The sequence below is a fragment of the Leeuwenhoekiella palythoae genome, from assembly GCF_020310025.1.
Lineage (GTDB): Bacteria > Bacteroidota > Bacteroidia > Flavobacteriales > Flavobacteriaceae > Leeuwenhoekiella > Leeuwenhoekiella palythoae.
This window is the reverse complement of record NZ_CP084318.1, coordinates 1,503,234-1,516,350: the sequence shown is the minus strand read 5'-3', so window position 1 is coordinate 1,516,350 and position 13,117 is coordinate 1,503,234. Positions and strand designations below refer to the sequence as shown.

The window sequence follows — 13,117 nt, the reverse complement described above, 5'->3', positions numbered from 1 at the left end:
TTATGCATTTCAAGCTTCAATGATACGGATGCTGTGGTTTTCAAAATCATAAAATAAAAGACCCTCTTGATCTTTAGAGAGCGCCGCGATCAAGTCACCTTTTTCATTCCAAATAGCGCTTTGACCAGCTCCGTAAAAGTTATCACAAAATCCAATGTTATTTACCAAAGCCACCGGAAAGGCGTGCTTTTGTGCGATTTTAGCATAATGCGCATATGCTTTTTTCATTCCTGTTTCTGATTTTGCTACACTTGCCAAATAAATTGCTGCGCCTAAACCAAACGCGTTTTCTGCGTGTTCATTCTGTAAAGATTCAAAGCAGATCGCAGGAGCAATTGTTGTGTGGTTAACCTTAAAAATAAGTTGCTCAGTGCCTGGTGTAAAAAAGGGGAGTTCGTCTACGTGTAAGTGCTGTTTTGAGTACAATTTGCGCTCCTGCTGCGGCTGAAAAATAAACATGCTGATATGAATCCCAGTTTTAGAGGTTGTAGGAACCCCAATAGCGATCGTTATTTTATGCGTGTCACTAAGCTGTTTAAAAAGATCTAGTCGCTCATCATGTTCAGTAAAAGCCAAGGCTTTTGATTGCTGGGGTACATAACCGGTAAGAGAAAGCTCAGGAAAAGCGATCAGATCTGCTTGTTCGTGAATCGCGCGTTCAATCCATTTTTTGTGGATCTCCATGTTTTTTTGAACGTTGCCTCTATGAGGGGCTATTTGTGCTAAGCAAATCTTCATAAGCCTGATAAGTTTTTGCTTTGGTATAAGTGTTTTAGAACGAAGTTAAGCTTTATTTGAGGTGCTAAAGACTCAAAATTATTTATTCTACTTCGACTCATATCCATTCACAAACGTTTACAAACATTTATAAACGAAAGTAACTATTTCTTAACCGAATACAATTTAGCTCTCATTTCATCTTTGCAGTGCAATTAATCATTAACTGTTTAACCAAAAATTTGAAAATTATGAGTACGCTAAGAAACAAAGTACAGTTGATCGGAAACTTGGGAAATGACCCTGAAATCGTAAATCTTGATTCGGGTAAGAAACTGGCGAAATTCAGCATTGCCACAAATGAAACGTATAAAAATAATAAAGGCGAGCGCCTGACCGATACGCAATGGCATAATGTGGTTGCCTGGGGAAAAACGGCTGAGGTTATAGAAAACTATGTAACTAAAGGAAAAGAAGTGGCCATTGAAGGTAAACTGACCTCTCGTAGCTATGAAACCAAACAAGGCGAAAAACGCTATTTAACCGAAATTGTCTGCAACGAATTACTGCTGCTCGGGAAGTAACCGGGATAGGGAACTGCATCAAAAAAGCCGCATTATTAAGATAATGCGGCTTTTGAATTTTATGATAAATGCTATTATTTAATCACATTATCCATTATTTCCTGGACGATTTCAGGATTTAATAGCGTACTGGTATCTCCAAGATTTGAAGTGTCGTTAGAAGCGATTTTACGTAAAATACGACGCATGATTTTTCCGCTTCGGGTTTTGGGCAATCCACTTGTAAACTGAATTTTATTCAGTTTGGCAATGGGTCCAATACGATCTGAAATCATCTGGTTGATTTCTTTTCTCAGGTTGTCTTGATTACGAGTTTCCCCTGTTTCTTTCAAGATCACATAACCGTAAAGCGCATTTCCTTTTACTTCGTGAGGATACCCCACAATAGCACTTTCTGCAACTGCCGGATGCTCGTTAATAGCATCTTCAATAGGAGCAGTTCCTAAGTTATGACCGCTTACTATGACCACATCATCCACGCGACCGGTTATTCGATAATAGCCCACGCTATCGCGTAAAGCCCCGTCACCGGTAAAATACATATTTTTAAAAGCTGAAAAATACGTGTCTTTATAACGCTGATGATTGCCCCATATGGTGCGTGCCATTGACGGCCAAGGGAATTTTATGCACAGTCTGCCGTCTACTTGATTTCCTTTAATTTCTTTTCCTTCTTCATCCATCAACGCGGGTTGAATTCCCGGTAACGGAAGCGTTGCAAAGGTTGGTATCGCCGGAGTAGAGTAGGGAATAGGTGAGATCATAATTCCTCCGGTTTCGGTTTGCCACCAGGTATCTACGATAGGACATTTACGTTTCCCAATATTTTCATCATACCAGTGCCAAGCTTCCTCATTAATAGGTTCGCCCACAGTACCGAGTACTTTTAAAGAAGACAAATCGTGTTTTTCCACAAAATCCAGATTCTCTTTTCCGAGTGCTCTAATCGCGGTTGGTGCCGTGTAAAACTGTGTCACTTTGTGTTTTTCAACAATTTCCCAAAAACGCGCGTGATCAGGATAACTAGGCACACCTTCAAACATTACGGTCGTGGCACCATTCGCCAGCGGACCATAAACAATATAACTGTGTCCGGTTATCCAACCGATGTCTGCCGTACACCAATAAATATCATCCTCCCGATACTGAAATACATTTTTAAAGGTAAATGCGGTATACACCATATAGCCTGCCGTGGTATGTACCATTCCTTTTGGCGTCCCCGTAGAACCTGAAGTGTATAAAATAAACAATGGATCTTCGGCATTCATAATCTCAGGAGCGCAGGTTTCTTCTGCCGCATCCAGTAAAGGCTGTAGCCAGTGATCGCGACCTTCTTCCATAGGAATTTCAGCATTGATGCGTTTAACTACGAGTACGTTTTCAACGCTTTCACAGCTTTTTAAACCTTCATCAACAATACCTTTTAGGTCAATTGTTTTGCTTCCGCGATAAGAGCCGTCGCTAGTAATCACCATTTTACAGCTCGCATCGTTGATTCTTGTGGCCAAGGCTTTCGAAGAAAAGCCCGCAAATACTACTGAATGAATGGCGCCAATACGCGCACAAGCGAGTAGTGACACAGCAAGCTCAGGAATCATTGGTAAGTAGATGCACACGCGATCTCCCTTTTTTATTCCCTTTGCTTTAAGAACATTAGCCATTTTGGCAACGCGCTTATGCAATTCGTTATAGGTAATGTGTTGAGCTTTTTCTTTGGGATCGTTGGGCTCAAAAAGAATCGCCGTTTTATCTCCGCGGGTGCGTAGGTGACGGTCAATGCAGTTTTCGGTAATATTCAATTGGGCGCCTTCAAACCACTTAAATTCAGGTTTATCAAAATCATAACTCAGCACATTATCCCAGCGTTTATGCCACATAAAATGCTCTTCGGCTATTTCTTCCCAGTAGCTTTCGGGGTTTCTTACAGATTTACGGTATACTTGAAAATATTCTTCTAAATGTTTTATGTGATAATTACTCATGGTTGAATTGTGCTTTTAGTCCTCACTAAATTACTAAATCGTTATCGGTTTAGGTTTGAACAATTCTGCAGTTGCCGCAAAATTTTAATAAAAATGCGTTAAACTTCTATCATTTTAATGATGCTGAGCTTCACCGGCGCCACTAGGAATACGTATACGCTCTACGATTTCCTGTACATCCTTTGGCGGAGCAGGTGTGAGTCTGCTTATGGTTATCGAAATGACCACATTGATCAACATGGCAAAAGTGCCAAAACCTTCTGGCGAAGTACCAAACCACCATTCTGAAGCAGGAAGCGGATCAAGAACACCTATCAATCCGGTTTTAAACCGAATCATATAAAAAAGCATCAATAGGGTGCCCACGATCATTCCGCTTATGGCGCCTTGTTTGTTCATACGTTTATCAAAAATCCCCAGCACGATTGCCGGAAAAAAGGAGGCTGCAGCGAGCCCAAAAGCCAGAGCGACCACCGCGGCCACAAATCCCGGCGGATAAATACCGAATAATCCCGCAACGATGATAGCAACTAAAATGCTCAAACGCGCTGCGAGCAATTCACCTTTTTCAGAAATATTTGGCTTAAGTTGTTTTTTGATCAAATCGTGAGAAACCGAAGTCGAAATTACAAGTAGTAAACCTGCTGCTGTAGAAAGCGCAGCTGCCAGTCCCCCGGCTGCTACAAGGGCAATCACCCAAGAAGGAAGTTGGGCAATTTCAGGATTGGCGAGTACCATAATATCCCGATCTACGTACAATTCATTCGTTTCGGTTGAAGCGTTAGCGATAAGACGTTCTCCACTTGCGCCACGCGCCTCAGTAAATTCCGGTTTTCCTGTGGTTGCATCACCGTTCACATATTGAATTTTTCCATCTTCATTTTTATCAGACCAGGCGATCAATCCCATATTTTCCCAGTTTTTAAACCATTCAGGAAGCGATGTGTATTCTTGATCGCTTACCGTCTCGATGAGGTTGGTACGGGCAAAAACGGAAACCGCCGGTGCCGTGGTATACAGAATCGCGATAAGTAAAAGTGCGAGTCCGGCCGATTTACGAGCGTCTTTTACATTAGGCACCGTAAAAAATCTTACGATCACGTGAGGTAAACCTGCAGTACCCGCCATCAATGCGAGGGTGATTGCAAAGACATCCCAAGTAGATTTGATGCCTTCGGTATACTCTTTAAAGCCTAATTGAGTATGCAGGTTGTCTAACTTTTCAAGTAGAAAGGTGCCGTCTTCTACACGAGATCCCATTCCGATTTGGGGAATAATATTTCCCGTCATTTGAATTGAAATAAAAATCGCAGGAACCATAAAAGCAAAAATGAGCACGCAATATTGCGCGACCTGCGTATAGGTGATTCCTTTCATTCCGCCTAAAAAAGCAAACACCAAAACCACCGCCATACCGATGATCACGCCGGTAGTAATCTCCACTTGAAGAAACTGAGAAAATACAATACCTACACCGCGCATTTGCCCGGCGACATAAGTAAACGACACGATAAGCGCACAAATCACCGCTACGGTACGCGCGGTGTTGGAGTAGTAACGGTCACCAATAAAATCAGGAACCGTAAATTTCCCGAATTTCCTTAGGTACGGCGCCAGCAAAAGCGCGAGTAGGACGTAGCCACCGGTCCAACCCATTAAGTACACGGAGCCGTCATAACCCGCAAAAGAAATGATCCCGGCCATAGAGATAAACGAGGCAGCACTCATCCAGTCGGCTGCGGTGGCCATTCCGTTGGCTAATGGAGAAACGCCGCCTCCGGCGACATAAAATTCTTTGGTAGAACCGGCCCGTGCCCAAATAGCGATTCCAAAATATAAGGCGAAGGTGATGCCTACTAAAATCCAAGTCCAAAGTTGAACGCTCATAATGTGAAAGTTTAATTTGCAGCAAGAATCTGCTTAAATAGATGGTAAAGGCATTTATTGGCACCGCCAAATGGTTTAATACTCCGAGGCTTGCCCTGGGGTAGTTTACTCATTATAGCCGTATTTTTTATCAAGCCGGTTCATGAGCCAGACGTAAACAAAGATGAGTACTACAAAAACATAGATGCTTCCCTGTTGAGCAAACCAGAATCCTAATTTAAAACCTCCTAAACTATATCGATTGAGTAAGTCTTTAAAAAGAATGCCGCAACCAAAGGAAACCACAAACCAAATGCTGAGTAAAATAGCTAGGTATTTTTTGTTTTCGCGCCAGTAGGCTTTAGATTTATCTGGTTTTGACATAGGATAATGATTTAAAACGCTTTCTAATATAGCTTATAAAATTTAATGCGGTTCCCTGTACTTACCTGTTTCTGAGAAAATTTGCATTAAAAAACCCGGTGCTGAGGCACCGGGTTTTTTAATTTTAAATAATCCTTAGTTTATAAAACATCAATTAAGAATGTCCAGGTTGGAGTAATTTCTAAGGTAAAATTTGCACCTTCATCATTACTCAAAGACCCGTCAATATCGATGGTAACCTTACCATTTGATTTTAAGCTTGAACCTAAAGAGTTTAAAAAAGCTGCTTCTGATGAACTTACTGTTCCAGTCGTTCCATTGGCAACAGCAATATTACTTAAGGTTACTGATTGTCCTCCAGAAGATAACGTACCTGAGAGTGTAGTTCCAGCTGCAGCCTCAACATCTTTGAAAACATATGTAAACCCTGAGATATCCACTGATTCTATTTTGTCTAAGTTATCTCTTACATCAGAATTACTTGTAGCATCAAGAGAAATAGCAGAATTAACTGATGAAGACCCCTCTGGGATAGAAACATCAACTTCCGCTTTTAAATCTGGACTTACTCTAATCTCCGTTAATTCATCAACCGCATCGCACGAGTTGAATGCAAATACAAAAAGGCTTAGGGCAAAAAAGGTGGTGAATTTTTTCATCTTTAAAAGTGTTAATTGTTTTAACAAAAGTAAGCATAAATCACTATTAACCAAGTTTTTAATGTAAATAGGGTGAAAAAACCCTTAAGCATTCTAAGCTTTGATTTATGGGGTATTGAAATTCAACCAAATCTAAGCGAGCTTGAAGATTTAGCTTTAGAGCGATTAGAAATAAAGCTCTTGAGCCAGTCTGTAAGTATTTGCGTGTGCTTCGATGATGACTTTAATATCGGGCGAATAGCCGCCACCCATACTCACTTGAACGGGAATTCCGCTTTCGCGAAAGCAGGATAGTGCAAACCGATCTCGTTCTTTACAACCTTCAACCGTACACGAAAGTCTACCGAGTTTATCAGTTTCTAAAATATCTACACCGCTGAGGTAGAAAATAAAATCCGGCTTCACCTGATTGATGAGTTTGGGAAGTGTTTCTTTCAGCTTTGCTAAGTAAACTGCATCGCCACTTTTATCGGGAACGGCAATATCAAGATCTGAAGTTTCTTTTTTAAAGGGATAATTGCCCGCGCCGTGCATCGAAAATGTAAATACGGAAGTATCGTCCTCAAAAATCTCGGCAGTGCCATTGCCTTGATGTACGTCGAGATCTACAATTAGAATTTGCTTTGCCAACTCCTTAGATTGAAGAAACCGCGCTGCAATTGCTTGGTCGTTAAGTAGGCAAAAAGCTTCGCCGTGATCGGAATAAGCGTGATGTGTACCACCGGCAATATTGAAAGCGATCCCATATTTTAAAGCGAACTCACAGCCCATCATCGTACCTTGAGCGATAATTTGCTCACGGTCGACCAACTCTTGAGAGAGTGGAAATCCCGTTTTTCGAATCGCCCTGCGGTCAAGATTAAGCGCTTTGAGATTGGTGACATATTCTTGCGTATGAACAGCCGTCAAGTATTTTTCCTCTGGAAAGCCGGGTTCAAAAAAATTAACTTCAGTACACGTGCCTTCGTAAAGCAATTGCTTAGGTAGCAAATCATATTTTTCCATCGGGAAACGATGTCCCTCAGGAAGCGGATGTTTATAAATAGGATGGTAGGCGATTTTAAGCATTCAGTTTATGCAATTTAAGTTGAATGCGCTTACGCTTGATATCTACTTCAAGCACTTTAACCACGACCTGTTCTTGCAAACTCACGTGCGCATTTACATCACTTACGTACCCGTCAGCAAGATTTGAAATGTGAATCAGTCCACTTTCTTTGATACCGATATCTACAAAGGCGCCAAAGTTAGTGATGTTATTCACGATCCCGGGAAGTAATTGACCGGGCTCAAGATCTTCGATCTTATGTATATTTTGATTGAAGGTAAATGCCTTTGCCGGTTCTCGTGGATCCAAACCGGGTTTTTCGAGTTCGTCCAAAATATCTTTCAATGTAAGTTCGCCCACTTCATCAGAAACATAATCCTCGAGACTTAATTCTTTGATCACCGTTTTATTGCCTACCAATTCTGCTACGGAAAGCTTCAGGTTTTTAGCCATTTTTTCAACCAAACCATAACGCTCAGGATGTACGGCTGAATCGTCTAACGGATTTTCAGCATTCTTGATACGTAGAAAACCGGCAGCTTGCTCATAAGCTTTCGCACCCAAACGCGGAACGTTTAAAATTTCTTTCCGCGAAGCGAAAGCACCGTTTTCATCTCTGTAGGTTACAATATTTTCAGCCAGTTTAGGTCCAATTCCCGAAACATAACTTAGCAACGGAATGCTGGCAGTATTGATGTTTACACCTACCGTGTTTACACAGCTTTCAACAACACGATCGAGTTCGTTTTTCAATTTGGTTTGATCCACATCGTGTTGATATTGTCCCACACCGATGGATTTTGCATCGATTTTCACCAACTCCGCAAGCGGATCTGCAAGTCGGCGACCAATAGAGACCGCACCGCGCACCGTCACATCATAATTGGGGAACTCGTCTCGTGCGATCTTTGAAGCCGAATAAATACTTGCGCCGGCCTCGCTCACCACAAACACTTCAAGATCCCGATTGAATTGCATACGCTTGATAAACTGCTCGGTCTCTCTGCTGGCGGTCCCGTTCCCTATGGCGATGGCTTCGATTTTATGCGCATCTACCAGAAAACTGATCTTACGCATCGCACCCTTAGTATCGCTTTTAGGAGGATGTGGATAAATGGTTTCATTATGCTGCAAACCGCCATTTTCGTCAAGGCAAACCACTTTACAACCTGTTCTAAAACCCGGATCGATCGCGAGAATACGCTTTTCGCCAAGTGGCGAACCTAAAAGCAGTTGGCGTAAATTTTTTGCAAAAACACTAATCGCTTCTGCATCGGCTTTTTCTTTAGCAGTGCTTAAAGCCTCGTTGCTCAACGCGGAAAACAGCAAACGTTTATATGCATCAGCAATGGCAAGCTCAATTTGCTCAGCACAGTCTCCACGTGATTTTACCATTCTATTGGCGATATGCGATAAAGCGCGATCGATGTCAATATCCAGTTTTAAACGAATAAAACCTTCATCGGCGGCACGAGAAAGTGCTAGAAAACGATGTGAAGGAATGCGGTTTAAAGCCTCTTCCCAATCAAAATAATCTTTGTATTTAAGCGCTTTTTCATCGTCTTTTTTAGACTTCACTACCTTAGAAGCAATCTGTGCGTAACGTTCTATTTGGTTCCTTAAATAGTTGCGCACATCGCTGCGCTCATTCACCCATTCTGCAATGATGTGGCGAGCGCCTTCAAGAGCTTCTTCGATGGAAGCAACTTCGTTGTTTAAAAACCTTCCGGCAGCTTGCTCCAGATCGCGCGTGTTTTGCGCCATAATAATTTTGGCGAGCGGTTCTAGACCGTTCTCACGGGCGGTATCTGCTTTGGTTTTACGCGTCTTTTTATACGGAAGATATAGATCTTCTAAAGCAGTAGCATCTGCTGTGTTTTCTATTTGCTTCTGAAGTTCTGCAGTCAAAACCTCTTGCTCTTCTAAAGCTTTTAGAATGGTCGCTTTCCGCTTTTCTAAGGCCTCAAATTGTTCTTTGAACTTTACAATTTCGCCCAGTTGCACTTCATCTAAATTCCCGGTGCGTTCTTTACGGTAACGTGCAATAAAAGGGATGGTCGCATCTTCATCAAGAAGTTGCAACACATTCTTGATACCCTTTTCCGGAAGATTGGTCGAAGATTTTAGGTAGGAGAGGAGTGCAAGCATGCTTTTAAAATTATATTTTCATTGAGCATCTCGACTGCGCTCGATGTGACACGAGAATGTCTATTGATGTTTCATTTTATGTCCTGTCGAGCGCAGTCGAGACATTAATCAGGTTTAAACTTATGGTGTGTTTCATTTCGACATTCCGCTAAAATTTGCAGTAGATCGAAATCCCCATCAATAAGGGCTTTCTTCTTTTTAGCACTCCATTTTTTAATCTTTTTCTCAAACAGAATGACTTGATTAACATCACTAAAATCTTGATTAAAGGCTAAAAATACTGGCCTACGTCTATAGGTATAACTAGCAGGGTTTGTCCCAGAATTATGTTGTTCAAGTCGCAATTTAAGATTATTAGTCAGTCCGGTATAATATGAGCCATCAGCGCAATGAAGTATGTAAACAAAATAAGTTTTCATAATAATGTATTAGATGGCATCTCGACTGCGCTCGATGTGACAAAATAAAGTACTTATTAATTTTAAATCTTGTCCTGTCAAGCAGTCGAGAAATTAGCTCACCGCTTCACCGTTCTTTACTCCGGCGGTGTCAGGATTCATAAAAACAAGTTTTCCTTGTTTATCTTCGGTCATTAAGATCATTCCCTGGCTTTCTACGCCACGTAATTTACGCGGAGCCAAATTGGCCACAACGGTTACTTGCTTACCAATGATATCTTCCGGTTTAAAGCTTTCTGCAATACCAGAAACAATGGTGCGTACATCAAGACCGGTATCTACTTTTAAGATTAAAAGCTTTTTGGTTTTAGCCATTTTTTCAGCTTCCAGAATGGTTCCTACACGTAAATCCAATTTGGTGAAATCATCAAATTCGATCGTGTCTTTTTGTGGGGTTACCGGAGTGTTTTCGGCTTGATTACTCATTTTAGTCGCTTCTAATTTGTCAAGTTGTTTTTGTATTTGCTCGTCTTCTATTTTGCTAAATAAAAGCGCGGCTTTATTAATGCTGTGCCCTACAGGAAGTAAATCTATTTTCTCTCCAAGAACCTCCCAGCTCAACGGCTCAGGAAGTTGCATAAGCGGATCTTCACTCTCTATATTGAGCATTTGCTTGAGTGTTTTTGCCGTGTGTGGTAAAAACGGTTCACTCAAAACAGCTAGAGTCCCGGCGATTTGCAGCGCGATGTACATCACCGTTTTTGTGCGTTCAGGATCAGTTTTAACTGATTTCCACGGCTCAGCATCTGCCAGATATTTATTTCCCAGACGGGCAACGTTCATCAGTTCGTTTTGCGCTTCGCGGAAACGGTAACGTTCAATCGAACTTGCGATCACCGCCGGATAGGCTTTCATTTCGGCTAATACGCGTTCATCTTCAGCATTAAATTCAGAAGGTTGCGGGATTGCTCCTTCATAATATTTGTTAGTCAACACCACCACGCGGTTGATGAAGTTTCCAAAAATGGCAACAAGCTCATTGTTATTTCTGGCCTGAAAATCTGCCCAAGTAAAGTCGTTGTCTTTCGTTTCTGGAGCGTTGGCCGTAAGCGTATAACGCAATACATCTTGCTGCCCCGGAAACTCTTCAAGGTACTCGTGAAGCCAAACTGCCCAGTTTTTTGAGGTCGAAAGTTTGTTACCTTCTAAGTTCAAAAACTCATTTGCCGGCACATTGTCTGGTAAAATATAGCTTCCTTCGGCTTCCAGCATACTTGGGAAAATAATACAGTGAAAAACAATATTGTCTTTCCCGATAAAGTGCACCAGTTTAGTATCGTCTGCTTTCCAGTAATCTTCCCAATTTTTGCCTTCGCGCGCAGCCCATTCTTTGGTTGAAGAAATGTAACCAATGGGTGCATCAAACCATACATAAAGCACTTTACCTTCGGCACCGTCTACCGGCACAGGAATTCCCCAATCGAGATCACGGGTTACTGCGCGAGGTCGTAAACCTTCATCGATCCACGATTTACATTGCCCGTAAACATTCGGTTTCCAATCGCTTTTATGCCCGTCAAGAATCCATTTTTTCAGAAAATCTTCATAGCGATCCAGCGGTAGGAACCAGTGTCTGGTTTCTTTTAAAATGGGTTTAGAGCCAGAAATGGTTGATTTCGGATTAATTAAATCGGTTGCATTTAAAGAAGATCCGCAATTTTCGCACTGATCACCGTAAGCTTCTTCGTGGCCACATTTAGGGCAGGTTCCGGTTACGAAACGATCGGCTAAATACTGATTGGCTTCGGCATCAAAAAGCTGCTCGGTCACTTCCTCAATAAAATCACCTTTTGCATAAAGCGTTTTGAAAAATTCTGAAGCCGTATCGTGATGCACTTGTGCCGAAGTACGCGAGTAATTGTCAAAGGAAATCCCAAAATCTTCAAAAGAATCTTTGATAATCTTGTGGTATTTATCTACCACTTCTTGTGGCGTGATTCCTTCTTTTTTGGCTTTGATGCTAATGGCAACGCCGTGCTCATCACTACCGCAGATGTAAGCAACATCCTTACCCATACCTCTCAGGTAGCGGGCATAAATATCTGCAGGAACATAAACTCCGGCTAAATGCCCAATGTGAATTGGCCCATTGGTATAAGGTAATGCGGCGGTAATTGTATATCGTTTCGGACTCATAATGCGAATAAAATTTCAGCGGCAAAGATACCATTTATGCATATAAACAAAACCAGACTAGCACTTCATTTAATAAGTGCGTATATTGGTATTTTACAAGGAGAAAATTTAAGACTGCTTTCCCCGTTTTTCTTATAGTGGTCTGTTGTTTTCTTTTTCTAAAATTAGAAAACCCCTAAACGGAATAATGAATTTAAAGCCATCAGGCTAAAAAGAATTGGTATGTTAACCCCGCCCTATTTAAAAGAAGGAGATAAAGTTGGTATCGTGTGCACCGCTCGCAAAGCAGATCGCGAGGATCTCGAAAACGGAATTGCGCTATTGAAATCTTGCGGACTAGAACCTGTGCTGGGAAAAACCATTGGCGCTTCAGACAACCAATATGGTGGTACTGATGCATTGCGCGCAGCAGATTTACAAGCGATGCTTGATGACGAAGAAATCAATGCGATCTGGTGTGCAAAAGGCGGTTATGGAACGGTGCGCATCATCGATGAGATCAACTTCTACAAATTCATTAAATACCCCAAATGGATCATAGGGTATAGCGATGTGACGGTGCTGCATTCCCAAATTCATAAATTAGGTTTTGAAACCATTCACGGAGTAATGCCTGTGGGAATTGCACGAAATACTGCGGTTGCCAAACAAACTTTAGAGAATGCCTGGTCTGGCAAACCGGTACATTACCATATAGAAAGCGCTTCTTTAAATCGATTAGGAACGGCCAAAGGCGAACTGGTAGGCGGAAATATCTCTATTTTATATTCGCTTTGCGGAAGCCACTCTGCCATAGATACGACCAACAAGATTTTGTTTCTTGAAGATCTGGACGAATATTTATATCACGTAGACAGAATGATGATCAATCTAAAACGCAACGGCATGCTGCGGAATATACGCGGCTTGGTAGTAGGCGGACTTACCAGTATGCACGACAATTCTACACCTTTTGGGAAAACCGCTAAAGAAATTGTTATGGATGCTGTTGCTGAATACGATTACCCGGTATGTTTTGATTTTCCGGCGGGGCATTTAAAAGATAATCGTGCACTTATTTTGGGCCGAAGCGCTTCACTTGAGGTGAATGAGCGTGGTGCTAAACTCTATTTTGACCAATTAGAATAAGGCT

At 41.7% G+C, this 13,117-nt stretch carries 11 protein-coding genes; 2 read left to right on the top strand and 9 right to left on the bottom strand.

Translation table 11 applies throughout. From position 1 onward, the window contains the following. Nucleotides 1–9: 9 nt before the first annotated feature. On the bottom strand, nt 10–738 hold the full coding sequence (locus LDL79_RS06295) for a carbon-nitrogen hydrolase family protein (RefSeq protein WP_225599581.1): 729 nt from the start codon (nt 736–738) through the stop codon (nt 10–12). Nucleotides 739–968: 230 nt separating this feature from the next. Between LDL79_RS06295 and LDL79_RS06290 the strand changes: the two genes are divergently transcribed. Continuing rightward, the gene (locus LDL79_RS06290) at nt 969–1,301 is read left to right on the top strand and encodes a single-stranded DNA-binding protein (protein ID WP_225599580.1); all 333 of its coding nucleotides are present in this window, start codon (nt 969–971) and stop codon (nt 1,299–1,301) included. A gap of 74 nt (nt 1,302–1,375) precedes the next feature. Here LDL79_RS06290 and acs read toward each other — a convergent pair whose 3' ends face one another. From acs to metG, 8 genes are all read right to left on the bottom strand, one after another. Further along, nucleotides 1,376–3,286 carry an acetate--CoA ligase gene (gene acs / locus LDL79_RS06285; protein WP_225599579.1) on the bottom strand — a complete coding sequence of 637 codons (1,911 nt, stop codon included), beginning with the start codon at nt 3,284–3,286 and terminating at the stop codon, nt 1,376–1,378. 114 nt (nt 3,287–3,400) lie between these two features. After that, nucleotides 3,401–5,173, bottom strand: a complete 1,773-nt coding sequence (locus LDL79_RS06280; protein WP_225599578.1) for a sodium:solute symporter family protein — start codon at nt 5,171–5,173, stop codon at nt 3,401–3,403. Between the two features lie 105 nt (nt 5,174–5,278). Then, complete coding sequence (locus tag LDL79_RS06275) at nt 5,279–5,536, bottom strand: DUF4212 domain-containing protein (protein WP_225599577.1); 258 nt, start codon at nt 5,534–5,536, stop codon at nt 5,279–5,281. A 140-nt stretch (nt 5,537–5,676) separates the two neighbouring features. After that, nucleotides 5,677–6,195, bottom strand: coding sequence for a hypothetical protein (locus LDL79_RS06270; RefSeq protein ID WP_072980623.1), 519 nt, complete (start codon nt 6,193–6,195; stop codon nt 5,677–5,679). Between the two features lie 165 nt (nt 6,196–6,360). After that, a complete protein-coding gene (locus LDL79_RS06265) occupies nt 6,361–7,263 on the bottom strand; it encodes a histone deacetylase family protein (RefSeq protein ID WP_225599576.1) in 903 nt (300 codons plus the stop codon). Continuing rightward, the gene (locus LDL79_RS06260) at nt 7,256–9,391 is read right to left on the bottom strand and encodes a Tex family protein (protein WP_225599575.1); all 2,136 of its coding nucleotides are present in this window, start codon (nt 9,389–9,391) and stop codon (nt 7,256–7,258) included. Before LDL79_RS06260 ends, LDL79_RS06265 begins: the two co-directional genes overlap by 8 nt. Before the next feature lie 104 nt (nt 9,392–9,495). Then, entirely contained in the window at nt 9,496–9,810 is a 315-nt protein-coding gene (locus LDL79_RS06255) for a GIY-YIG nuclease family protein (RefSeq protein WP_225599574.1), read from the bottom strand. A 93-nt stretch (nt 9,811–9,903) separates the two neighbouring features. Beyond that, nucleotides 9,904–11,985 carry a methionine--tRNA ligase gene (gene metG / locus LDL79_RS06250; RefSeq protein ID WP_225599573.1) on the bottom strand — a complete coding sequence of 694 codons (2,082 nt, stop codon included), beginning with the start codon at nt 11,983–11,985 and terminating at the stop codon, nt 9,904–9,906. 222 nt (nt 11,986–12,207) lie between these two features. Between metG and LDL79_RS06245 the strand changes: the two genes are divergently transcribed. Beyond that, complete coding sequence (locus LDL79_RS06245) at nt 12,208–13,113, top strand: S66 peptidase family protein (RefSeq protein ID WP_225599572.1); 906 nt, start codon at nt 12,208–12,210, stop codon at nt 13,111–13,113. The last annotated feature ends 4 nt before the right edge of the window (nt 13,114–13,117 follow it).

Bases quoted from the DNA above. Each gene is read 5' to 3' on its own strand.
- LDL79_RS06295 (WP_225599581.1), bottom strand. From the start codon at position 738: ATGAAGATTTGCTTAGCACAAATAGCCCCTCATAGAGGCAACGTTCAA.
- LDL79_RS06290 (WP_225599580.1), top strand. From the start codon at position 969: ATGAGTACGCTAAGAAACAAAGTACAGTTGATCGGAAACTTGGGAAAT.
- acs (WP_225599579.1), bottom strand. From the start codon at position 3,286: ATGAGTAATTATCACATAAAACATTTAGAAGAATATTTTCAAGTATAC.
- LDL79_RS06280 (WP_225599578.1), bottom strand. From the start codon at position 5,173: ATGAGCGTTCAACTTTGGACTTGGATTTTAGTAGGCATCACCTTCGCC.
- LDL79_RS06275 (WP_225599577.1), bottom strand. From the start codon at position 5,536: ATGTCAAAACCAGATAAATCTAAAGCCTACTGGCGCGAAAACAAAAAA.
- LDL79_RS06270 (WP_072980623.1), bottom strand. From the start codon at position 6,195: ATGAAAAAATTCACCACCTTTTTTGCCCTAAGCCTTTTTGTATTTGCA.
- LDL79_RS06265 (WP_225599576.1), bottom strand. From the start codon at position 7,263: ATGCTTAAAATCGCCTACCATCCTATTTATAAACATCCGCTTCCTGAG.
- LDL79_RS06260 (WP_225599575.1), bottom strand. From the start codon at position 9,391: ATGCTTGCACTCCTCTCCTACCTAAAATCTTCGACCAATCTTCCGGAA.
- LDL79_RS06255 (WP_225599574.1), bottom strand. From the start codon at position 9,810: ATGAAAACTTATTTTGTTTACATACTTCATTGCGCTGATGGCTCATAT.
- metG (WP_225599573.1), bottom strand. From the start codon at position 11,985: ATGAGTCCGAAACGATATACAATTACCGCCGCATTACCTTATACCAAT.
- LDL79_RS06245 (WP_225599572.1), top strand. From the start codon at position 12,208: ATGTTAACCCCGCCCTATTTAAAAGAAGGAGATAAAGTTGGTATCGTG.